The organism is Mycobacterium sp. E796 (assembly GCF_001672815.1).
Classification (GTDB): Bacteria; Actinomycetota; Actinomycetes; order Mycobacteriales; family Mycobacteriaceae; genus Mycobacterium.
The window spans coordinates 1-23090 of record NZ_LZKK01000368.1; the positions used below are offsets into that span (position 1 = coordinate 1).

Annotated in this window: 16 protein-coding genes; 9 read left to right on the top strand and 7 right to left on the bottom strand. The window is 64.2% G+C overall.

From position 1 onward, the window contains the following. Positions 1–23: 23 nt before the first annotated feature. Both A5706_RS30355 and A5706_RS30360 read right to left on the bottom strand, forming a co-directional pair. Positions 24–1370: a glycosyltransferase gene (locus tag A5706_RS30355; protein ID WP_068139836.1), complete on the bottom strand. Its 1347-nt coding sequence runs from the start codon at positions 1368–1370 to the stop codon at positions 24–26. A gap of 133 nt (positions 1371–1503) precedes the next feature. Further along, the gene (locus A5706_RS30360; RefSeq protein ID WP_068139937.1) at positions 1504–2427 is read right to left on the bottom strand and encodes a sulfotransferase family protein; all 924 of its coding nucleotides are present in this window, start codon (positions 2425–2427) and stop codon (positions 1504–1506) included. Between the two features lie 426 nt (positions 2428–2853). On the opposite strand from A5706_RS30360, the gene A5706_RS30365 reads away from it, so the two are divergent. From A5706_RS30365 to A5706_RS30385, 5 genes are all read left to right on the top strand, one after another. Beyond that, positions 2854–4239, top strand: a complete 1386-nt coding sequence (locus tag A5706_RS30365; protein ID WP_068139840.1) for a hypothetical protein — start codon at positions 2854–2856, stop codon at positions 4237–4239. Positions 4240–4420: 181 nt separating this feature from the next. After that, a complete protein-coding gene (locus tag A5706_RS30370; protein ID WP_082964747.1) occupies positions 4421–5941 on the top strand; it encodes an MFS transporter in 1521 nt (506 codons plus the stop codon). A gap of 321 nt (positions 5942–6262) precedes the next feature. After that, positions 6263–6697, top strand: coding sequence for an MmpS family transport accessory protein (locus tag A5706_RS30375; RefSeq protein WP_156767421.1), 435 nt, complete (start codon positions 6263–6265; stop codon positions 6695–6697). Further along, positions 6694–9564: an RND family transporter gene (locus A5706_RS30380; RefSeq protein WP_068139843.1), complete on the top strand. Its 2871-nt coding sequence runs from the start codon at positions 6694–6696 to the stop codon at positions 9562–9564. Before A5706_RS30375 ends, A5706_RS30380 begins: the two co-directional genes overlap by 4 nt. A 142-nt stretch (positions 9565–9706) precedes the next feature. Further along, positions 9707–12622: an RND family transporter gene (locus A5706_RS30385; RefSeq protein WP_068139846.1), complete on the top strand. Its 2916-nt coding sequence runs from the start codon at positions 9707–9709 to the stop codon at positions 12620–12622. An 88-nt stretch (positions 12623–12710) separates the two neighbouring features. On the opposite strand, the gene A5706_RS35090 is transcribed toward A5706_RS30385, so the two are convergent. From A5706_RS35090 to A5706_RS30410, 5 genes are all read right to left on the bottom strand, one after another. After that, on the bottom strand, positions 12711–13253 hold the full coding sequence (locus A5706_RS35090) for a PE family protein (protein WP_068139849.1): 543 nt from the start codon (positions 13251–13253) through the stop codon (positions 12711–12713). A 30-nt stretch (positions 13254–13283) separates the two neighbouring features. After that, positions 13284–13823 (bottom strand): PE family protein, encoded by a 540-nt coding sequence (locus tag A5706_RS35410; RefSeq protein WP_068139851.1) that lies wholly within the window; start codon positions 13821–13823, stop codon positions 13284–13286. A gap of 319 nt (positions 13824–14142) precedes the next feature. After that, positions 14143–14760, bottom strand: coding sequence for a PE family protein (locus tag A5706_RS35095; RefSeq protein ID WP_068139855.1), 618 nt, complete (start codon positions 14758–14760; stop codon positions 14143–14145). A 259-nt stretch (positions 14761–15019) separates the two neighbouring features. Next, complete coding sequence (locus A5706_RS30405; RefSeq protein ID WP_068139861.1) at positions 15020–15490, bottom strand: hypothetical protein; 471 nt, start codon at positions 15488–15490, stop codon at positions 15020–15022. Between the two features lie 65 nt (positions 15491–15555). Beyond that, a complete protein-coding gene (locus tag A5706_RS30410) occupies positions 15556–16893 on the bottom strand; it encodes an adenosylmethionine--8-amino-7-oxononanoate transaminase (protein ID WP_068139863.1) in 1338 nt (445 codons plus the stop codon). Between the two features lie 64 nt (positions 16894–16957). Between A5706_RS30410 and A5706_RS30415 the strand changes: the two genes are divergently transcribed. The 4 genes from A5706_RS30415 (at position 16958) to glgX (ending at position 23087) form a co-directional block, all read left to right on the top strand. Beyond that, positions 16958–17413 (top strand): hypothetical protein, encoded by a 456-nt coding sequence (locus tag A5706_RS30415; protein ID WP_068139947.1) that lies wholly within the window; start codon positions 16958–16960, stop codon positions 17411–17413. A gap of 404 nt (positions 17414–17817) precedes the next feature. Beyond that, positions 17818–18564 carry an NlpC/P60 family peptidoglycan-binding protein RipD gene (gene ripD / locus A5706_RS30420; protein WP_068139866.1) on the top strand — a complete coding sequence of 249 codons (747 nt, stop codon included), beginning with the start codon at positions 17818–17820 and terminating at the stop codon, positions 18562–18564. 119 nt (positions 18565–18683) lie between these two features. Further along, positions 18684–20840: an acyltransferase family protein gene (locus A5706_RS30425; protein WP_068139871.1), complete on the top strand. Its 2157-nt coding sequence runs from the start codon at positions 18684–18686 to the stop codon at positions 20838–20840. 36 nt (positions 20841–20876) lie between these two features. Then, positions 20877–23087 (top strand): glycogen debranching protein GlgX, encoded by a 2211-nt coding sequence (gene glgX / locus A5706_RS30430; protein WP_068139951.1) that lies wholly within the window; start codon positions 20877–20879, stop codon positions 23085–23087. Positions 23088–23090 lie beyond the last annotated feature (3 nt).

The window sequence follows — 23090 nt, forward strand, 5'->3', positions numbered from 1 at the left end:
TTGATCCTCTGGATGGCGGACGTTCAGTTCATGTGGGGCGCCGCGGTCAAGCGGCTGAAAGTGGGCGTCGCTCGGCGCTTTTCGACCACCACTGAGAAATCGCTTGTCTCGGACCTCCGCACCATCCTTGCCCCGGAGTACGCCGCCCGGGCCCGCGAGATTGCCACCCGAATGACCGAACCCGCCAAGAGCGTCGCGGCCGCCGCGGATCTTGTGGAAGAGTTCGCCGGCCTCAATGGTGTCGGCTGATTCGCTCTAAGCCATCCGCTCAGACGCCGAGCGACGCCCACTTTCAGCCGCTTGACCGCGGCGCCCCACATGAACTGAACGTCCGCCATCCAGAGGATCAACGCGGGGACCCCTGCGCGCAGGCCGGCGGCCGTCGTGCCCGCGCCACCGTGGTGCACGACCGCGCGGCAGGCCGGAAAGATGGCCGCGTAGTTCACCGCGCCGACGACCTTGACGTGCTCGGTATCGGGGACATTGCTGAAGTCGGTCCAGCCGGCGCTGACCAACGCCCGCTCGCCCAGCTGGGCGCAGGCCCCGGCGATCATGGCGATCGTGTCGGTCGGGGATTCGACGGGAATGCTGCCGAACCCGAAGAAAATCGGCGGCCTGCCATCGGCAATCCACGACGCCACTTCCCCATCGGCATCGGTCGCCAACTGCAGCGTCAGGGTGCCGACGAAGGGTCGCTGGCCTCCCCATTTAGCCCACTCGACGTCCAGCCCGGGAAAGCACACCGCGTCATATGCCTGGATTTCCAGCGCTCCGCGTTCTGCGATCCGTCTGGGCGCCGGACCTGTCACCTTCGGCAAGCCCAGCTCGCGACGCTGCGCGTCTTGGGCCTTCTTCACGCCGCGCCACACCAGCCACTCGTACACCGTCATCGCCGACCGGACCAACGGCGGCGGGAGGTTCGGAACAAGGTGGCCGTTGACGCGTGTCGGAAACCAAAGCAGCGTCGCCAACCGGATATTGCGGTGCTCAGCTACGTTTGCGGCCAACTCTTGGTAGCTCATGCCGGTGAGGAGAACGTCGGCCCCGTCAGTCAGCGAGACCAGCGCCGCGCTCATCTCCGCCCAGCATCGGGTACCGGGCTCACGAGCTTCCCGCAGCAATTCCTGCACATCCCGGATCCGCCAAAAGTTGCGGAAAAGCCGCGCCCAGAAATTGCGCGTCACTTCCAGCCACGCCTCCATATCCGGCCCGTAGGCGATCGCTTCGAGGCCAACCGACTCGGCGAAGCCAACCAGGTCCGGGGGCACAGCCATCCGCACGTCGTGCCCACGGCGCAGCAGCTCACGACCGATCGCGAGGCCGGGCTCCACATCACCGCGCGTTCCGTAGAACGCGAGCACAAATTTCATCGGGCGGTCTTGGCCCTCCGCTTTCCTTGGGCGTTACTCCCGGCTCAGCCGCCGGGCAGCATAACCCAAAACCGGCGCTGTCCACTGGAGGTCCCGAAGCTTGAGCACTGGCCAGGCGCTGCGCTCGCCAGTCCTAGGCCCAGGTCTCGTTGCGTCTGCGAAAGACAGCGTTGAGCTCGAGGAACAACTTCACCATCCATATCGGGATGAGACGGTAACGCTTGTGGAATTGGTAGTAGTCGTCGAGCACCGTACGGAAAGCCCGTTCGGTCGCGCGATACGACTCGTAAACGCGGTCGAGCGCAGACTGATCCTGGGGCTCGTCGCGCGCGGCCGCGCTCAGCGCTTCGTAAGCCGTGGACATCCAGTCCGTGCCGAAGAGCTCGGTGACGGGACCGAAGTGTCGGTGGTGGCGGAAAGCCGGCGCGAGAAACTCCTCGACTGGCCCGACATTGTGGGTCTCCAGTTCGATCGAGATCGCCGCGGAAATCCGCTTGACTTCGCGGCGCCAATCGTCCAGAAGGTTGTCGTATTCGACGAACACGTGCGGCAAATCGCGCGTCGTTCTCTCGGCCAGCAAACTGTATTTCAACCACAAGGCGGCGCCGAACTCCGGCGAGGTTCGAACTGCCGCCGTGATCGACCTGCTGGCCTCGATCGGGTGGCGCACCGCAATTACGGCAGCGGGGTCGAATCCGGCCTGACGCGCCGCTTCGAACCACACGTCGGAAAGTGCCGTTATCTTCGGATCCTTGATGACCACCACCGGCGCGGCCGGCAACGTGGTGAGATACGTCCGGACCTTGGCTATCCAGGCGGCCTTGGCAGCGGCATCGAGCGCGCCTTCCTCCTGCAGCCGCAGCGTCGGGTCGAACCCGGCGCTGCCATGCCGGCGCAGGATTGCCCCGTTGAGGTGGACGGCTGGGCGCGGCTCCCAAAAGCCACCGGGGTCGTGGGCGGTCGCCCCGAGCATCTTGGCCGGGAGCGTCGCCCCGCACAGTGAGAGAACCCGCGTCAGCGCCGAGGTTCCGGAGCGGGCGAAGCCCAGCACGAACAGGGCGACGGGACGGACTGCAGGCCCGGACTGCGGGGTATGGCTCACCCGCAAAACCCGGCGATGAATGCCGCGCCGTCGAATACCCCCGGACGGCTGGGGGAAGATCTCGCGACGCACTCTGAGACAGTCATTCGACCCTTGATCACCACAACAAGGTAAGTGCCCTACCGTACGGCCGTGCGATTTCGGCAATTATCGGGAGTGTCGCACCGCATTCGGGTACGACCAACGCGGTCTTCGTCAAATGCCGGGCCGCCCCGAAGTCCTCGGGGCTAACCTGATTCGATCGTTCGGTTCCACCCCGTCAAGGCCCACGCCGTCCTGCGCGGCGCGGGGCCGCCATGAGCAGGTCGACCCCCGTCGGCTTCGCGGCAACGCTGTGATTTCGGAGGCCAGTCAGTGACAACCCGGAACCGCCCCGCGCGGATGTCCTCACGCCGTCGCGCATCCGACGGCGATAAACAGCCAGACAATCTGCTCGCGTTGACGGACCAAGCCTTCTATTGCGGGCAACGCGCCATTGGCCAAACGGAGGTAATGCAGGTCGTCTGGGTCTACGAGCACCCTATCGACTTCGACGGCTTGAAACGTTTTCACCACAATCTCGGTTACGGGTTGTCCGGACGGCTTATCGAACGTTCACCGCTGCCGTTCGGACGGCACAGGTGGGTCTTGGACCGGGGGCCGGCGGACATCCATTTTGCCGAGAGCGCCCGTCCGCGCGCCGAACTAAGCGACTGGGCCGACGAACGCTCGCAAGTACCGGTTGATCCCGAATCGGGGCCCGCCTGGCATCTCAGCGTGCAGCCTCTCACGGACGGCTCGACCGCAGTCACGTTGGTGCTCTCCCACTATCTAATTGACGGCGTCGGGGGTCTCGTAGCGGTAGCCGATGCTGTCCTTGGCAACAATCGCGATCTCGGCTATCCGCCGCCACGCTCGCGCACCCGGTCGGCCGCGCTGCTTCAGGACGCCCGTCAAGTGGTCCGTGACGCACCCGAGGTCGGCCGGGCACTGGTCGCGGCCGCAAAAATGTTCCGCCGTCAGCGACGAGATGCCGCCGCATCGCCGACGCAATCCGCGCCTGTCGTCCGTCGCACAGGCAACGGCGATGAGCCGGTGATTCTGCCCGGAGTCGCGGTCCTCGTCGACCAGGCCGCGTGGGATGAGCGGGCGAAGGCCCTCGGCGGCACGGGAACCACGCTCGCCGCCGCATTCGCCGCAAAACTCGCGGAGCACCTGGGTCGCCGACGCAGCTCCGATGGCGCCGTCACCCTACGAATCGTGATGGCCGAGCGCACCGACGACGACACTCGTGCGGTCGCGGTGAACTTTGCCCGCATCAGCCTCGACACGACTTCCATAACGAAGGATCTGAGCGACGCACGGGTCGCCATCAAAGAGGCATTGAACGGTCGACTTGAAACGCCGGACGAGGCGTTGCAGCTGGCGCCGCTCGCCCCTTTCACCCCGGAGCGGATGTGGAAACAGGGAATCGACGCCCAGCTCAACGACCCCGATCTGCCGGTTGTCTACTCCAACCTCGGTGACGCCGGCATGGTCGTGAGCCGCGCTGATGGCACCCAGTGCGAGCACGCCTGGGCACGAGGCACGAGGCAAAACGAAACCCGACAGCAGCTTGAGCGCACCGGCGGCCACATGCAGGTGGTGTCTTGCCGCACGCCGGGGATCGGCAAGATCTACATCACCGTCGTCGCTTACCAACCGGGCGCCGAGAACACAAAGCCCGCTCTGCGTGAACTCGCCCTGCGCACGCTGACCGAGTTCGGCCTGACCGGCGAGGCAGACTAGCGAATCCGCCGGCTGAGGGGCCCAACCATGTACCGGTGACTGGCCCCGGCCAGTCCTCTACTATCGTTCGAAAATCGCTATTGCACTTATGTTGATTAGACGGGTCCGGGGGGCGCTCGGCGCCGACGGACCGTAACCACGCAAGTGCCGGCTCAACCCACCGGAGGACGCACCGCACGAAATGAGCGACGCCATGGCGGTCGAGCCGACCACGCCCCGGCAGACGGCAGGTTATTCCCAAACTGGGCTGCCGCGTCGCCGTTTCGTCGCCATGCTTGGCGCGCTCGGCGGCATTCAGCTGCTGGCGATGATGGATGGCACGGTCGCGATCTTCGCGCTACCCAAGATCCAGAATGAACTCGGACTGTCGGATGCCACGCGCAACTGGGTTATCACTGCCTACGTCTTGACCTCCGGTGGGCTGATACTCCTGGGTGGCCGCGTCGGTGACACCTTCGGGCACAAGCGCACCTTGATCGTCGGGACCGCGCTGTTCACCCTCACCTCGGCGATGTGCGGCATCGCCTGGGACGGTGGGGTACTCGTGTCGGCCCGGCTGCTGAAGGGCGTGGCCGCCGCCATTGTTTCGCCTACCGCTATGGCGCTGTTAGCGACCACATTCCCCAAGGGGCCGGCCCGCAACACCGCGATGGCGGTGTTCGGGGCGATGGCCAGTATCGGGGCAGTGGTGGGCATGGTGGCGGGCGGGTTGCTCGCCGAGGTGTCGTGGCGGATGGCGTTTTTGGTGAACGTGCCGATCGGTGTGCTGGCGATCTACCTGACCCGCACCGCGCTGCGGGAAACCGGGACAGCGCGGATGAAGCTCGACGCCGCCGGGGCTGTGCTGGCGACGTTGGCTTGCACCGCAGCGGTTTTCGCCTTCTCGAGGGGGCCCGAGCATGGCTGGTTGTCGCCGATCACCCTCGGGTCGGGCCTGGTGGCTGTGGCAGCTTCCGTCGCGTTCGTTCTGGTCGAGCGCAACGCCGAAAATCCCATTGTGCCGTTCAGCCTCTTCTCCGACCGCGACCGTACGGCAACGTTCCTGACCACGTTCCTCGCCGGTGGAATGACTTTCACCATGGCCGTGCTGATCGCGCTGTACGTGCAGAACATCATGGGCTACGGTCCCATGCGCGCCGCTATCAGCTTCATCCCGTTCTCCATCGCGACGGCCATTGCGGTAAGCGCATCCGTGCGGCTGGTGACTTGGCTCCCACCGCGGATGATGGTGATTGCCGGCGGTGTCCTCCTGTTGGGCGCGATGCTGTACGGCTCGACACTTCACCGCGGCATCCCCTACTTCCCGAATCTTGTGGCGCCGATCTTCGTCGCCGGCATCGGTCTCGGCATGATCAACGTCGCTATCGGTCTCGCGCTGATCGCCAGCGTCGGCCCTGAACACATCGGGCCCGCCTCGGCGATCTCGATGGTGCTGCGGAGCCTTGGCGGGCCGCTCATGCTGGCCGTCATCCAGGGCGTCATTACGTCACGCACGCTGCGCCTAGGTGGCACCCAAGGGCCGGTGAAGTCCATGAACGACACCCAGTTGCGCGCGCTGGATCACGGCTACGCCTACGGCTACCTGTGGCTGAGTGGGGCGGTCATTTTGATCGGCGGAGCTGCGCTGCTCATCCGCTACACCGCGCAGCAGGTGGCGCACGCGCAAGAAGTAAACGTAGCCATCAATGCCGGCGAGCCGTAGCTGCCTGCCTGAGTTCACGCCCGCGTGCTGAGCACGAGTCGCACACCCGGAACTTTAGGGAAAAACTCAGGTAGACCCTGTGGGCCTGGACTATGTTAAGAATCCGTTATTGGACTCGTGTCGGCTTAAGGTGGTGCGGTGGTTGAAGGCAGCGTGCGCAACGCTGAGCGAGCTGAGTCCGATCTCGCCGCGCTAGGCGGTCAAAACCCCAGCCAACGGCTCCGTCGCCGACCCCTTCGCCGGCGGGCTGCAAGCGAACCTTCACCCGGCGCTCCGGGATCGGGCGGGACTGCAAAGCGGCGTCGCAGTCCGGGAATTGCAATGTTCACGGTCCTGAGGCGACTGTGGGTCCCGCTGGTCATCCTGGTGGTGATCGGCGCGGGAGGATTCACCGTTTCGCGACTGCACGGCATCTTCGGCGCCGACAAACTGCCCGCCTACACCGACACCAAAAAAGACGAGGCGAAGCCCTACAACCCCAAGCACGTGAGATATGAGGTCTTCGGACCGCCCGGAACCGTCGCCGAGATCAGCTATTTCGACGGCGACGGCGACCCGCAGCGCATCAAGGCGGCCCCGTTGCCGTGGTCGTTGGAGTTCCCGATCGGCGCGGCGACGACCGTCGTGGATGTCGCGGCGCAGGACGACGCGGACACCATCGGCTGCCGCATCCTCGTCGACGGTGTCGTCAAAGCCGAGAAGACGACGCAGCACGAAGTGAGCTCGTTTGCGTCCTGCACGCTGAAGGCCGCATGAGCGACCATCAGTTGCACAATGTTCGGCCGTTGGCGGCGCGGACGATCCATCGGTTCTCGGTGGGCATCATCTTGGCGTGGTTGGGGATCGTCGTCGTCCTGACTACCGCCGTCCCCTCCTTGGAACAGGTCGAGGCGGAGCGGTCGGTATCCCAGAACCCGACCGATGCCCCGTCTTTCAAGGCCGCTCAGCGGGCAAACGAAGATTTCAAGCAATCCGGTTCCGGTAGTCCGGTGATGGTTGTCCTGGAGGGCCAGGAACCCCTCGGCGACGAGGCTCACCAGTACTACGACCGTCTGCTTCGTCAGTTGCGCGACGATCCGAAGCACGTGCTGCACATCCAGGACTTTTGGGGTGATGAGCTCACCAAGGGCGCCGCGCAGAGCGGCGACGGCAAAGCCGCCTATGTGCAGTTGGTTCTCGCCGGTAACCCGGGCCAGACGCTGGGGAACGAATCGATCGAAGCCGTCCAGCACATCGTCGCGCGGACGCCCGCGCCGCCTGGAGTCAAGGCCTACGTCACGGGCCCTGCCGCGATCGCTGCCGACATGGGCCACAGTGGCGACCGAACGATCATCACAATGACGGCGGTAAGCGTCGCGGTGATCTTCACGATGCTGCTCCTTGTCTACCGGTCCGCCACCACCGTGATCCTGCTGTTGCTGGTGGTAGGGATAGAACTGCAGGCCGCCCGGGGAATTGTCGCGTTCCTTGGCCATCACGGCCTTCTCGGTCTAACCACCTTCGGCGTCAATCTCCTGGTATCCATCGGAATCGCGGCCGGGACTGATTACGGCATATTTTTCATCGGGCGCTATCACGAAGCTCGGCAGGCCGGCCAGGACCGGGAGGCGGCCTTCTACACGACCTACCGGGGAGTCGCCAAGGTTGTATTGGCGTCCGGTTTGACGATCGCCGGGGCGCTTTTCTGCCTGACATTCACCCGACTCCCCTTCTTCCGAGCCCTGGGCATCCCCTGCGCGGTTGGCGTGTTGGTCGCGGTCGCGGTCGCGCTGACGCTGGTTCCCGCGGTTCTGGCCGTCGGAAGCCGGTTCGGTTTGTTCGAGCCCAAGCGCAAGATCCGGGTCCGGGGATGGCGGCGGGTGGGGACGGCCATCGTTCGCTGGCCGGCGCCCATCCTCGTCGCCGCAGTGGCCCTCGCGCTTGTCGGGCTCCTGACGCTGCCAGGGTACAAACCCAGCTACAACGACCAGAAGTTTATTCCTAAGGACATTCCCGCCAGCCAGGGAATTGCGGCCGCAGCCAGACACTTTCCCCAATCCGCGATGATGGCTCCTGAAATCCTGTTAGTTGAGGCAGACCATGATCTGCGCAATCCTGCAGATTTCCTGATATTGAATAAGCTCGCGAAGGCGGTCCTCAATGTCCCCGGTATTTCCCAGGTTCAGGCCGTAACTCGGCCGCAGGGAACCCCTCTCGCGCACACGTCGATACCGTTCATGCTGAGTCTGCAACAGGCCGCCATGACCCAAAATATGGGGTTCCAGCAGGCCCGCATGAACGACATGCTCAAGCAGGCCGACGAGCTGACCGAAACGATCAAGATCATGGAGCACATGTATGACCTGCTCCAGCAACTCGTCGCCACCACTCATCACATGATCCGCGAAACGCACGAGATGCAGGAGATCACGAACGAGCTGCGGGATCGCGTCTCTGATTTCGAAGATTTCTTCAGGCCGATTCGCAGTTATTTCTACTGGGAAAAGCATTGTTACGATATTCCGGTTTGCTACTCACTGCGGTCCCTGTTTGATGCGATCGACGGTGTTGACGCCCTAACCGACAAGCTTAAAGAAGTGGTGGTCGACCTCGACCAGCTAGATGTACTCATGCCGCAACTGGCCGCCGAATTCCCGCCGATGATCGCGATTATGAAAAGCATGCGGGCAATGATGCTGACCATGCATAGCACCATGTCGGGAACCATCGGCCAGATGGACGAGAACGGCAATAACGCGACCGCGATGGGGAAGGCGTTCGACACCGCCGAGAACGACGATTCTTTCTATCTGCCGCCGGACAGTTTCAAGAACAAGGACTTCAAACGGGTCATGGATGTGTTCTTGTCGGCCGACGGGAAGAACATGCGCATGCTCATTTCGCAAAAGGGAGACCCCGCCTCCCCCGCCGGTATCTCCCGTGTTGATGCGATAAAGAGCGCCGCCGCCGAGGCGCTCAAGGGAACTCCGCTGGAAGATTCGAGGATCTACCTCACCGGCACCGCCGCAATTACTAAAGACCTCGTCGTCGGTTCCACCATCGACCTGATCATCGCGGTGGTCGCCGCGCTCTGCCTCATTTTCATCATCATGCTGGTGATGACGCGAAGTTTTGTTGCCGCCCTCGTCATCGTCGGCACCGTATTGCTGTCACTGGGCGCGTCATACGGGCTGTCTGTGCTGGTCTGGCAGGACTTGCTCGGCATACAGATCCACTGGGCGATTCTCGCGACGTCTGTGATCCTGCTTTTGGCGGTCGGCTCGGACTACAACTTGTTGCTGGTCTCCCGGATGAAAGAAGAAATCGGCGCCGGTATCAACACCGGCATAATCCGCGCAATGGGCGGTACCGGCAAGGTCGTGACGAATGCGGGCTTGGTATTCGCATTCACCATGGCGTCCATGCTGGTAAGCGATTTGCTCAGCATCGGTCAGATGGGCACCACAATCGGGATCGGTCTGCTGTTCGACACTTTGATCGTCCGCGCATTCATGACGCCATCGGTAGCCGCGCTGCTGGGTCGCTGGTTTTGGTGGCCGCAACAAGTCCGCCCGCGCCCGGCGAGTGCGCTACTTCGGCCCACGGGTCCTCGTCCGTTGGTTCGCGCCCTGTTGCTGAGATAGCGACTCCAAGTGACAGATTTCCAATCCAGCACATTGCCGCTGACCGTGGGGAGCATCGTGGCACACAGCGATAACGACAGCGGGTGCTGCCGTTTCGAAGTGCCCGGTGTGCTCACGATCGAGACGACCTGTTGACGGCCACATGAGCACCGAACGCTCCCGACCCCCGTTCACGGCGCGAACGATCCGCAAGCTCTCGCTGTTCATCATTTTGGCCTGGGTGGCGATAACCCTTGCCGTGACTTTTGGCGTTCCACCGCTCGAAAGGGTCGGCGAAGAGCATTCGGTGCCACTGGTTGCCCAAGACGCGCCCTCGGTGCGGGCGATGACCCGCATGGGCAAACTCTTCAAAGAATCCGATTCGGATAGCTTCGCGATGATCGTGCTGGAGGGACAGAAACCCCTCGGCGACGACGCTCGCACGTATTACCGTGAATTAATAGGTAAGTTGAGAAATGACCCGCGGCACGTCGAATATGTGCAGGATTTGTGGGGAGACCGACTCACGGCGGCGGGTGTGCAGAGCCCAGATGGCAAGGCCGCTTATGTGCAGTTGAATCTGGCCGGCAATCAGGGCACCACCTTGGGGCAGGAATCCGTGGCGGCGGTCCGGAATATCGTGAAGCAGACACCGCCGCCCCCAGGCATCGAGGTCCATGTCACTGGCCCGGCAGCGCTCGTGCCGGACATGGTCCGCAGCGGCAATCAATCGATTCTGAAGATGACGTTGATAGGCGCCGTGATCATTTTCACGGTACTGCTTTTGGTCTACCGGTCGGTGACCACGGTGGTGCTGTTGTTGATCGGAGTCGGGATCGAAGTGCTGTCGGCTCGGGGGATCATCGCGTTTCTAGCCGATAACAATATCGTCGTACTGTCAACGTTCGCGATCAATCTCCTGGTTGCGCTCGCGATGGCCGCCGGAACCGATTACGGCATATTTTTCTTCGGTCGATACCAGGAGGCGCGTCAGGCCGGCGAGGACTCGGAGACGGCCTACTACACCACCTACCGCGGGGTCACTCCCGTCGTGCTGGGTTCCGGATTGACCATCGCCGGCGCGATGCTGTGCCTGAGCTTTACCCGGTTGCCGATCTTCCAGACGATTGGCGTGCCTTGCGCTGTAGGCATGCTCGTCGCGGTCGCGGTCGCGCTCACACTGGTCCCGGCAGTGCTGGCGGTCGGGAGCCGCTTCGGATTGTGCGATCCCAGGCGGCGGATCGCACAACGCCGATGGCGAGGGGTGGGCACGGCGATTGTCCGCTGGCCGGCGCCGATTCTCGTCACGACCTTGGCGGTCGCGCTGATTGGCCTGGTGACGTTGCCGGGCTACAAAACAAGCTTCAACGACCGACTCTATCTGCCGAAAGACATTCCGGCTAATTTGGGCTATGCGGCCGCTGATCGTCATTTCTCGCAATCGCGAATGATGCCCGAGATTCTGATGATCGAATCTGATCATGATATGCGCGATCCGGCCGACTTTCTCGTGCTGCACAAGCTGGCCAAACGGATCTTTCGCGTTCCCGGTGTTTCACGAGTGCAGGGCATAACGCGTCCCGAAGGGACACCGATTGAGCACACCTCGATACCGTTCATCATCAGCATGCAAAACGCGGCCATGCTGCAAAGTATGAAAACCATGGAAGCCCGCATTGGCGACATGCTGAAAGAAGCCGATCTGCTTGGAGAGCAAATCGCTATAACTAAGCACTTATACCAACTTCAGCTCCGAATGAATGAACTCACACACCACTCGATCGTCGAGGCAAAAGAGATGTCGGAGCTCGTAAACGAGTTGAGAAACAGCATTGCAGATTTCGAGGATGCCTGGAGGCCGATTCGGAGCTACTTCTACTGGGAAAAGCACTGCTACGACATACCCATATGCTTTGCGTTGAGGTCGATATTCGACCTCGTCGACGGTGTCTACGAGCTGAGCGACAAGCTTACGGACGTCGTGCACGATCTCGACCAGCTGGACAAGCTCTTGCCACAGCTGATCGAGTCGATGCCGAAGTTGATCGCGATAGCAGAAGATGCGCGGGCGACCCTGCTCAAAATGCACAGCACCATGTCTGGCACTTTCGGCCAAATAAATGAATCGAGTAACGACGCCACCGCCATGGGGCAGGCGTTCGACGCGGCCAGGGACGACGACTCCTTCTTCCTGCCTCCGGAAGTTTTCGCGAACCCGGACTTCCAGCGGGCCGAGAATTCCTTCGTGTCTCCGGACGGAAAAGCGGCCCGATTCATCATCTTGCATCGCGGCGATCCCGGGACGCCCGAAGGCATCGCGCGTATCGATCAGATTAGGGCCGCGGCCGAGGAGGCGCTCAAGACGACACCTTTGAAGGATGCCCGGATTTATATGGCTGGCACCGCGTCGACCTTCAAGGACTTTCAGGATGGCTCTAAATACGACCTGAGGATCGCCTTCGTTGGTGCGCTCTGCCTGATTTTTGTGATCATGCTCGTACTCACGCGCAGTTTTGTGGCCGCACTGGTCATCGTGGGTACCGTTGTGCTTTCGTTGGGCGCATCGTTTGGGCTGTCCGTCTTGCTTTGGCAGTATCTCCTCGGCATCAAATTGCACTGGATGGTGCTTCCGATGTCCTTGATCGTCCTTTTGGCGGTGGGCTCTGACTATAACCTGCTTCTGGTATCGCGGATGAAAGAGGAAATAGCCGCCGGCATAAACACGGGAATCATCCGTGCCATGGGGGGCACGGGCAAGGTCGTGACTAACGCGGGGCTGGTATTCGCCTTCACGATGGCTTCGATGATTTTCAGCGATCTTCAGATCATCGGTCAGGTCGGTACCACGATCGGCCTGGGCCTTTTGTTCGACACGCTGGTCGTGCGATCATTCATGACACCGTCAATCGCTGCGCTGCTCAGGCGTTGGTTCTGGTGGCCGCAAGTAGTTCGTCCGCGCCCGGCCAGTTACATGCTTCGATCTGAGGGACCGCGTCCGCTGGTACGCTCCCTGCTGCTAAGGACGGACCAGTCCGACGACGAGGCGGTCACGACCGAGCTGCCGAAGCTCTCCGTCTAGGCGGGCGCTCGCCATTTACCGCGGCCCGGTATTTCTATTACTGAGGATAAGCTTGGCCGCTTGATACGCCGCTTTCAACGCCTTGCGCCTAGCTGAAATACGGCATGGCCAGCCCTAGAATCGGTATGACGATTCTCAACGCCGCCGTCGACACGTAGGAAAATGCATAAATGAGGAGAAGGAGTTGTTCGGTAACGTAATGTTGTAGAGCATTCAAAAAGCCTGGTGGTAACAAGTTGAGCAATTGGCCCAATGCGCTGTTGAACAAATTGAGTATCTCACTTGGTAAGGCGGTGATGGTGCTGGTAACCGACGCCGTGCTCGCAGCCGCTGGCTGCAATACCGCGGCGTTGGTGGCTTCAGCGGCCGCATACGAACCCGCGCCCGCAGTCAAATGCTGTACAAACTGCTCCCCAAACGCCGCCGCCCGCCCGGCCAGCGCTTGATACTCCTGGGCTGCCCGGGAGAACACCTGCGCAATGCTCGCCGAAACCTCATCGGCGGCCGCGGGCAGCACCGCGAGGGTCGGGCCCGCCGCCGCCGCGTGGGCCGCGCCGAGGTGCGAGCCGATGGTTGCCAACTCCGTTGCGGTAGAGGTCATTATCTCCGGCGCCACGTTCACGTACGACATGTCGGTCCACCTACTAGCAATCCAGGGCAATTAAAACGGGAGCGGCACTCCGAATGAGGTCAGAACTGTCTTTACCAACTGTTCTACGATGACTAAGAACTCGTAAGCCACAATAAGCCCGAAATATGTGTCAAAATATGCCACAGATGCTAGAGCGCGGAGCTCGGGCAATAGAGTCGTTAACGGACCCGCCAGACCCGTTAAGCTATTGAGCAACTGGCTCGGCACGTCGGAAATAGCGCTGGCAGCCGAGCCCGCACTCGAAGTTAAATGCAGCAACGACGCGGCGCTGGCCGCTTCAGCGGCCACATACGAACCCGCACCGGCATTCAAGTGCTGCACAAACTGCTCCCCAAACGCCGCCGCCTTTGCGGCCAGCGCGTGATACTCCTGGGCTGCCCGGGAAAACACCTGCGCGATGCTCGCCGACACCTCATCGGCGGCCGCAGGCAACACCGCGACAGTTGGGGCCAGCGCCGCCAGGTGGGCCGCACTGAGCGTCGAACCAACGGCCGCAACATCCGCCGCTGCCGCCGCCATCATCTCCGGCGCCGCCAAGACATATGACATAGTTGTCCTCCGACCCGGTCATCATCGGCGCAACGCCAAGGCAAAGGTATGCCACCAACCTGCGATACTCTCTACGGACTGTAACCGTCCAAACAGCAGGGCGCACGAACTTTTGAAAATGGGCGTTCGATACCTTTCGTATGCTCTTAGGTGATACCGTGTGCCGCCGCGCTCGGACGCTGGTTGCGGAGCCCGAAGACGAGTCCGTCGACCCCCGGCGAGTGGTCAGAATCGAACCCCGGAGCATGTCCAAGTGGACTCCGATGCCGAGATCCGGTTTAAAGCCGTGCGAAATTTGATTGCGAATTGGTGAACGCGATTAAAAAGGAACCGCTATCCCGAACCCGAAGAGTAGCGCCGCCTTCAAAATCAGATCCGCGAACGCCAGCGTCACAAAGGTCGCAAGGAGAGTGGCATAAGTAACGAGAATTACTAAAAATGGTATAGCCTGCGCGAAAAACGGCAGGGTTTCCAGCAAAAATACTGCACCCTGTCCTACAAATAATGCAGCCTGTCCCAAAAGGCCTAAATCATTGAGCGCGCCCGAGAAACCGTTCGCTAGACCCGTTAGCGCACTGGTTAACAGGCTCGGCAAGTCGGGTATAGCGCTGGCAGCCGCGCCGGCACCCGCAGTTAAGTGCAGCAAGGACGCGGCGTTGGCGGCCTCAGCGGCCAAATACGAGCCCGCGCTGGCATTCAAGTGCTGCACAAACTGCTGCCCAAACGCCGCCGCCTTTCCGGCCAGCGCGTGATACTCCTGGGCCGCCCGGGAGAACACCTGCGCGATGCCCGCCGACACCTCATCGGCGGCCGCCGGCAGCACCGCGACCGTCGGGGCTACCGCCGCCAAGTGCGCCGCGCTGAGCGTCGAACCAACCGCCGCAACATCCGCCGCCGCCGCCGCCATCATCTCCGGTGCCGCCAACACGTACGACATAGCTAACCTCCCACGTGGTCATCCGGCGACCTGGGGCAAGACACAAAGCATGACTTCGGTCACGCCCAATAGGGAGATTACATACATGTGGAATACCGCGGGTAGCTTCGAGCATACGAGTGGAATGCCGCGGAGCTTCTGTCGATCTCGACGGATGCAAACTCGCGGATACGGCAAACTCGCTGCAACTCTGCCGCTTCCGAGCCTGTCGGCGCCGCGCGATGCCCCTGGCGTCGCGTTGGACCGCGCGGCCCAGAATCTAGCTGGCGTCGCGCAGCATCGGCTGCGCCGTCGAGGTCAACTCGACAACCACCGTCGCCTCAGCAAACAGATCGACGGCGTCGGCGATGGTGCGGTCGACGAAGGAAGCGAACTCCTCGAACGAGATGCTGTCCTGGATCCACCGCGACCTGCGGGCCACAAGGCGGACGCTTTGCGGATCGGAGCAACCGTGCACGATCGCGGTGACTTTGCGGTTCTGCTTGTTCCACGTGTCAGCTAACCGGGTGAGCCAGGGGCGGTCCGCGGCGCGGAAGGAGCCCGCCGGGGCGATCCCGATGATCAGCATGTCGCCGAACGACCGTGAGATCTCGAGATGGATGTGCAGCCGCCTGGCATCGGCGTTGGCGACACAGAAGTATTCGCCGTCGTGCTCGCCCTTGAGGAACTGCAGGCCGCAGGTGCGTACGTAGCGGTCGATCAACTTGGCGCAGAGCGGCTGACTCGTCATGAGGTAGATCCTGCGGCCAGCGACTTTGAGGACCCTTTGAGCCGAGCTAACCGGCTTCGAAGAATCTACTGAGAATTCGCTGAGTGACCGCGACCGGTTGAGCCCACCACCCGCGCAACCTCGACCATCGCGGAGGTGATCTGCGCGGTCTCCTCGCCGGAACACACATACGGCGGCATCGCGTAGATCAGGTTGCGGAACGGGCGCAACCAGACACCGTGGTCCAGCGCTGCCGGGGTGGCGACGGCCAGGTCTACCGGCCGGTCGCATTCGATGACCCCGATCGCGCCGCATACCCGCACGTCGGCCACGCCGGGCAGGTCCCGGGCCGGTCCCAGCCCGTTCACCAGGCCCGCGGATATCTCCCCCACCCTGGATCGCCAGTCCTGGGCGAGCAGCAGCTCGACGCTGGCCACCGACACCGCGCAGGCCAGCGGATTGGCCATGAACGTCGGCCCGTGCATCAGCGCGCCGGCCTCCCCCGAGCTGATGGTGTGCGCAATCTCGGTGCTGCACAGGGTGGCGGCCAGGCTGAGGTATCCGCCGGTCAGCGCCTTGCCGACGCACATGATGTCCGGACTCACCCCGGCGTGGTCGGCGGCGAACAGCTCGCCGGTGCGCCCGAAGCCGGTCGCGATCTCGTCGAAGATCAGCAGCACGTCGTGCCGCCGGCACATGTCCCGAAGATCGGTCAGGTAGCGCGAATCGTGGAAGCGCATCCCACCCGCCCCCTGGACGACGGGCTCGACGACGACGGCCGCCACCTCCGGGGCGTGCTCGGCAAGCTGTGTCTCGAACGCCGCAATGTAGGCGGCGTCGTAGTCGCGGGGCACCTGCGGGGCGAACACCTGCGGGACCAGCACGTCCGTCCACAACGCATGCATGCCGCCGTCGGGGTCGCAGATGCTCATCGGGGTGAAGGTGTCGCCGTGGTAGCCGCCCCGCCAGGTCATCAGCCGGTGCTTGGCGGGCCGGGCGCGGCTGCGCCAGTACTGCAGCGCCATCTTGACCGCGACCTCCACCGACACCGACCCGGAGTCGCTGAAAAACACCGTCTCCAGCCCCGCCGGCGTGATCTCCACCAGCAGCTGTGCCAGCCGGGCGGCAGGCTCGTGGGTCAGTCCGCCGAACATCACGTGGTTCATCGTGGCCAGCTGCGCGGCGAGCGCGGCGTCCAGGGCCGGGTGGCCGTGCCCGTGGATCGCGGTCCACCAGGAACTCATCGCGTCGAGCGCCTCGACGGGCTCGCCGTCGCGGATCAGCGTCAGCCAGGCGCCTCGGGCGGCGACGGCGACGACGGGCGGCACCGCTTCGCTGCCGATAGTGCTGTAGGGATGCCAAAGGTGCGCCGCGTCGATCGCGCTGATCTCCTCGGGCGTGAGCCCGGCCCTCGCCGCAGGCATAGAGATCGAGCGTAGAGGCCAGCCAGTTCGCACAATTCGCGGCCATCGGGGACCATCTATGGCCATGGCTTCGCCGCACCAGACCGACGACCCCAACCCGGGTGACCACATTGCCGCCCCGCCGGCGCCGGAGCGCCCCGACCAGCGTGACCACGAGGCGCCGCGGGTGCTTCGCCTCCGGATCGCGGCCTGGGACGTCATCTGCACCGTCACGCTGCTGGTGCTGCTCTTGGTCCTCGCCACGGCGACCAACTGGCCGGCGCGGCTCTTCGGCTACCTGGGCAAGGTCTGCCAGGGCGAGGACTGCGGACCGGTCCCGTTCGGGATCGACTACTACATCCACCCGGTCGTGTGGGGCGGCATCGGCGCGGCGATCGCCGCGGCCGGAATCGGCCCGTTCGTTTCCCTGCTGAAGGGCTGGTACATGTCCTTCTGGCCGGTCCTGTCGCTCGTCCTGCTCATGGTCGCCTCGGCGGCCGGCTTCATTCTGACCACATTCAGCGAGCGCTACTGGCTCTGAGGGGCACGGCCGCGCGGTCTTCACCCAGATCGACGGCAGCGCGGAAAAGTGCGGGTGGGTGTCGCGCTAACGCCGATTTCGGCGCGACCGGGTCAACTGAGCCCGGCGCGGGCGGCTGAGACCCAAATCACAACTGGGCACCCACAATTGGGACGGCCAGTCACCGTCCGGTCACGTTACGACAAATAATCCTTTCCGAAGCTCACCAGGCGTTTTCCGCCGACCACTTCTGTTGTAAAAGTGTCTGTAGTGACTGGTGTGAATTCGGGCAGGCCGGCCGGGTTCATCGCCAAGCGTCATGCAGCGGCGTCGGGCCCCGACGGGGAGGCCCAAGCTGCTGCACTAGCGGCCGACGCGCGAAGTCACCGCGACGGCGGCCCAGGACCCAAGAAGGTGGGAACCCCATGAAACGCAGCTTCGCTTTCGCGATCGGTCTCGCGATGCTGGTGGCCCCGTTGGCCACCGCCAGCATCGCGACGGCCGACCCCGGCGCCCGGTCGATGGACTACCAGCAGGCGGCCGACATCGTCGTCATGCGTGGTCTTTCGCAGCGCGGCGTGCCGTTTTCCTGGGCCGGCGGCGGCGTCACCGGCCCCACCCGCGGCAAGGGCACCGGCGCCATGACCGTCGGTTTCGACGCCTCGGGCCTGATGCAGTACGCCTACGCCGGCGCGGGGATCAAGCTGCCGCGTTCCTCCGGTGAGATGTACCGGCTGGGTCAGAAGGTGCTGCCGCAGCAGGCACAACGCGGCGACCTGATCTTCTACGGCCCCGAGGGCACCCAGAGCGTCGCGATGTACCTCGGCAACAACCAGATGCTCGAGGTGGGCGACGTGGTCCAGGTGTCGCCGGTGCGCGCCAACGGCATGACGCCCTACCTGGTCCGGGTTCTCGGGGTCCAGCAGACGCCGTTCCAGCAGGCGCCGCTGCAGCAGGCGCCCACCCAACAGGCCCCGCTGCAGCAGGCGCCCGTGCAGCAAGTCCCGGCTCAGCAGGCACCGCTGCAGCAGGCGCCGGTCCAGCAGGCGCCGGCTCAGCAGGCACCGCTGCAGCAGGCACCGGTCCAGCAGGCGCCGGTGCAGCAGCTGCCCCTGCTGCAGCAGCCGCAGCAGGCGCCAGTGCAGCAGTCGCCCTACGGCATCACGCGGTAGCCCTCGGCCGGGGCCGTTTCGCCCCGCCGAACAACCGCCACTTGCTCCCCTGAACAGGCTCGCCGGAAGGCCGGCCGCCAGGAGCGGGTGGCGGTTTTCGGTTAAGTTGGCGGTTGACCATGCAGACCCTGTCGCCGCCCCGTCCACCGGTTGCCGCCGCACCGGTGCCGGCGCGCGCGGCCGGGTTCTATCGCTACGACCTCGACGGGCTGCGCGGCATCGCGATCGCGCTCGTCGCCGTGTTCCACGTCTGGTTCGGGCGGGTCTCCGGCGGCGTGGACGTGTTCCTAGCGCTGTCCGGGTTCTTCTTCGGCGGAAAGATCCTGCGCGCCGCCCTCACCCCCGACCTCCCGCTGTCGCCGGTGGCAGAGGTGACCCGGTTGATCCGCCGCCTGCTGCCCGCCCTGGTGGTGGTTCTGGCCGGCTGCGGGCTGCTGACCGTCCTGGTGCAGCCCGAAACCCGCTGGGAGACGTTCGCCGACCAGAGCCTGGCCAGCCTGGGCTACTACCAGAACTGGGAGCTGGCCAGCTCGGCGGCGGACTACCTGCGCGCGGGTGAGGCCGTCACTCCCCTGCAGCACATCTGGTCGATGTCGGTGCAGGGCCAGTTCTACGTCGCCTTCCTCCTGCTGATCGCCGGCTGCGCATTCCTGCTGCGCCGCCCGCTCGGCCCGCGACTGCGGACGGTGTTCCTGGTGCTGCTCGGCACGCTGACGCTGGCCTCGTTCGTCTACGCCACCGTCGCACATCAGGAAAACCAGGCGCTCGCCTACTACAACAGCTTCGCGCGGGCCTGGGAGTTGCTGCTGGGCGCGCTCGTCGGCGCCGTCGTGCCCTACGTCCGCTGGCCGATGTGGTTGCGCACCGCCCTCGCCGGCACCGCGCTGGCGGCGATCGTGTCGTGCGGCGCCCTCATCGACGGCGTCAAGGAATTCCCCGGCCCCTGGGCGCTGGTCCCGGTCGGGGCCACCATGCTGATGATCCTGGCCGGGGCCAACCTACCGGCCGGCACCGATAACCGATTGCCGCTGCCCAACCGGATGCTGGCGGCGCGGCCGCTGGTGGCGCTGGGCGCGATGGCCTACTCGCTGTACCTGTGGCACTGGCCGCTGCTCATCTTCTGGCTGTCCTACAGCGGCCGCCGGCACGCCGGCTTCGTCGACGGCGCGGCGGTCCTGCTGGTCTCCGGGGCGCTCGCCTACCTGACCACCCGGCTCGTCGAGGACCCGCTGCGTTACCGGACATCCGCCGCGTCCCCGGCGCCCGCGCCGAGGATCCCCTCGGTTCCCTGGTCGCTGCGCCTGCGCAGGCCGACGATGGCGCTGGGATCGATGGTGGTGCTGCTCGCCGTCACGCTCACCGCGACGTCGTTCACCTGGCGTCAGCACGTCACGGTGTTGCGCGCCGCGGGCAAGGAGCTCAGCGTCCTCAACCCGCAGGACTACCCGGGCGCGCGCGCCCTCACCGAGCACGCGCGGGTCCCGGCGCTGCCGATGCGACCCAGCGTCCTCGAGGTCAAGGACGACCTGCCGATCTCGACCCGGGATGGCTGCATCAGTGACTTCGTCAACCCCGCGCTGGTCAACTGCACCTACGGCGACGTCGAGGCCACCCGCAGCATCGCCCTGGCCGGCGGGTCACACGCGGAGCACTGGCTGCCCGCGCTGGACCTGCTGGGCCAGCAGCACCACTTCAAGGTGGTCACCTACCTCAAGATGGGCTGCCCATTGTCCACCGAGGAAGTGCCACTGATCATGGGCAACAACGCCCCGTACATGCAGTGCCGGGAGTGGGTCCAGCGGACGATGACCAAGCTGGTCACCGACCGTCCCGACTACGTATTCACCACGACGACCCGCCCGTGGAACATCAAGGCCGGCGACGTGATGCCGGCGACCTACATCGGCATCTGGCAAACGTTGTCGGACAACAACATTCCCATCCTCGGCATGCGGGACACCCCGTGGCTGGTCAAGAACGGCAAGCCGTTCGACCCCGCGGACTGCCTGGCCAAGAAGGGCGGCAGCCCCGATTCGTGCGCGGTCAAGCGCTCCGACGTGCTGGCCGATCGCAACCAGACGCTCGACTTCGTCACACAATTCCCGTTGCTGAAGGTCCTCGACATGTCGGACGCGATCTGCCGCGCCGACGTCTGCCGCCCCGTGGAAGGAAACGTGCTGATCTACCACGGCGCGCACCACCTGTCACCCACCTACGTCCGGACGATGACCAACGAGCTGGGCCGCCAGATCGGGGCCGGCACCGGTTGGTGGTGACAGGCCGCCGCGCCCCGGCGCGGATAAGGTCGGATGATGCCTACGAACAAACCAGGCTCGGGCAAAGCCGCCGCCGCACACGATGCCGGCACGGCCCAACCAAGACTGGCCACCGTTTGGCCGGGAAACCCTTACCCGCTCGGCGCCTCCTACGACGGGGCGGGGACCAACTTTTCGCTGTTCTCCGAGATCGCCGACAAGGTCGAGTTGTGCCTGATCGACGGCGACGGCAGCGAGTCGCGCATCCCGCTGGATGAGGTCGACGGGTTCGTCTGGCACGCCTATCTGCCGAACATCGTCCCGGGCCAGCGCTATGGCTTTCGGGTGCACGGGCCCTTCGACCCGGCGGCCGGGCACCGGTGTGACCCCAGCAAGCTGCTGTTGGACCCGTACGGCAAGGCCTTTCACGGCGATTTCCAATTCGGGCAGGCGCTGTTCTCCTACGACCTCAAAGCCGTCGACCCGGACGGCCCGAACGCCGACGGGCTCGATCCCGGTACTCCGCCCATGGTGGATTCGCTCGGCCACACCATGACCAGCGTGGTGAGTAACCCGTTCTTCGACTGGGGCTCCGACCGGGCCCCGCTCACCCCGTACCACGAGACCGTCATCTACGAGGCCCACGTCAAGGGCATGACGCAGACCCATCCCGGCATCCCGGAGCAGCTTCGCGGCACCTACGCCGGGCTGGCCCACCCGGTGGTCATCGACCACCTCAAGTCGCTCAACGTCACCGCCATCGAGCTGATGCCCGTCCACCAGTTCATGCACGACTCGCGACTTCTGGACCTGGGGCTGCGAAACTACTGGGGCTACAACACCTTTGGCTTTTTCGCCCCGCACAACCAGTACGCAGCCAACCGCACCGCCAGCGTCGCCGAGTTCAAGTCGATGGTGCGCAGCTTCCACGAGGCCGGCATCGAGGTCATCCTCGACGTGGTGTACAACCACACCGCCGAGGGCAATCACCTCGGCCCGACGGTCAACTTCCGCGGCATCGACAACGCGGCCTACTACCGGCTCGTCGACACGGACCTGCGGTTGTACAAGGACTACACCGGCACCGGCAACAGCCTGAACCCCCGCCACCCGCACGTGCTGCAGCTGATCATGGACTCGCTGCGCTACTGGGTGCTCGAGATGCACGTCGACGGGTTCCGCTTCGACCTGGCCGCCACGCTGGCCCGCGAGTTGCACGACGTCGACCGATTGAGCGCGTTTTTCGACCTGGTGCAGCAGGATCCGGTCATCAGCCAGGTGAAATTGATCGCCGAGCCGTGGGACATCGGCGAGGGCGGCTACCAGGTCGGAAACTTCCCGGGTTTGTGGACCGAGTGGAACGGGAAGTATCGCGATACTGTGCGCGACTACTGGCGGGGGGAGCCCGCGACCCTGGGCGAGTTCGCCTCCCGGCTGACCGGGTCGTCGGACCTCTATGAGGCGACCGGCCGGCGCCCCAGCGCCAGCATCAACTTCGTCACCGCCCACGACGGGTTCACACTGGGCGACCTGGTCTCCTACAACGAGAAGCACAACATGGCCAACGGCGAGGAGAACCGCGACGGCGAAAGCCACAACCGGTCGTGGAACTGCGGCGTCGAGGGCCCCACCGACGACCCCGACATCCTGGAACTGCGCGGCCGCCAGATGCGCAACTTCTGGGCGACCCTGCTGGTCAGCCAGGGCACGCCGATGATCGCGCACGGCGACGAGATCGGGCGCACCCAGGACGGCAACAACAACGTCTACTGCCAGGACTCCGAATTGTCCTGGATGGATTGGTCATTGGTCGAAAAGAACGCCGACCTGCTGGCCTTCGCGCGCAAGGTGACCACCCTGCGCAAGAACCATCCGGTGTTTCGCCGGCGCCGGTTCTTCGAGGGCGAACCGATCCGAAGCGGCGACGAGGCGCGCGACATCGCCTGGCTGAATCCGAGCAGCCGCGAGATGACGCACGAGGACTGGGGCGAGAGCATTCACAAGTGCGTGGCGGTGTTCCTCAACGGCGAAGCCATCACCGCGCCGAACGCCCGCGGCGAGCGGGTGGTGGACGACTCGTTCCTGTTGTGCTTCAACGCCGGTGAAGACCCGATCGAGTTCGTGATGCCGCCCGCCGACTACGCCCAGGAGTGGACCGTGGAGCTGGACACCAATCATCCCGCCGGTGAGGCGGACCAGGTGGTCAACGCCGAGGAAAAGGTCTCCCTGCCCTCACGTTCGCTGCTGATCCTTCGTAAGACCTTGTGACGC

Bases quoted from the DNA above. Each gene is read 5' to 3' on its own strand.
- A5706_RS35095 (WP_068139855.1), bottom strand. From the start codon at position 14,760: ATGTCGTACGTGTTGGCGGCACCGGAGATGATGGCGGCGGCGGCGGCG.
- A5706_RS30385 (WP_068139846.1), top strand. From the start codon at position 9,707: ATGAGCACCGAACGCTCCCGACCCCCGTTCACGGCGCGAACGATCCGC.
- A5706_RS30415 (WP_068139947.1), top strand. From the start codon at position 16,958: ATGGCTTCGCCGCACCAGACCGACGACCCCAACCCGGGTGACCACATT.
- A5706_RS30375 (WP_156767421.1), top strand. From the start codon at position 6,263: ATGTTCACGGTCCTGAGGCGACTGTGGGTCCCGCTGGTCATCCTGGTG.
- glgX (WP_068139951.1), top strand. From the start codon at position 20,877: ATGCCTACGAACAAACCAGGCTCGGGCAAAGCCGCCGCCGCACACGAT.
- A5706_RS35090 (WP_068139849.1), bottom strand. From the start codon at position 13,253: ATGTCGTACGTGAACGTGGCGCCGGAGATAATGACCTCTACCGCAACG.
- ripD (WP_068139866.1), top strand. From the start codon at position 17,818: ATGAAACGCAGCTTCGCTTTCGCGATCGGTCTCGCGATGCTGGTGGCC.
- A5706_RS30410 (WP_068139863.1), bottom strand. From the start codon at position 16,893: ATGCCTGCGGCGAGGGCCGGGCTCACGCCCGAGGAGATCAGCGCGATC.
- A5706_RS35410 (WP_068139851.1), bottom strand. From the start codon at position 13,823: ATGTCATATGTCTTGGCGGCGCCGGAGATGATGGCGGCGGCAGCGGCG.
- A5706_RS30365 (WP_068139840.1), top strand. From the start codon at position 2,854: ATGTCCTCACGCCGTCGCGCATCCGACGGCGATAAACAGCCAGACAAT.
- A5706_RS30405 (WP_068139861.1), bottom strand. From the start codon at position 15,490: ATGACGAGTCAGCCGCTCTGCGCCAAGTTGATCGACCGCTACGTACGC.
- A5706_RS30380 (WP_068139843.1), top strand. From the start codon at position 6,694: ATGAGCGACCATCAGTTGCACAATGTTCGGCCGTTGGCGGCGCGGACG.
- A5706_RS30355 (WP_068139836.1), bottom strand. From the start codon at position 1,370: ATGAAATTTGTGCTCGCGTTCTACGGAACGCGCGGTGATGTGGAGCCC.
- A5706_RS30370 (WP_082964747.1), top strand. From the start codon at position 4,421: ATGAGCGACGCCATGGCGGTCGAGCCGACCACGCCCCGGCAGACGGCA.
- A5706_RS30425 (WP_068139871.1), top strand. From the start codon at position 18,684: ATGCAGACCCTGTCGCCGCCCCGTCCACCGGTTGCCGCCGCACCGGTG.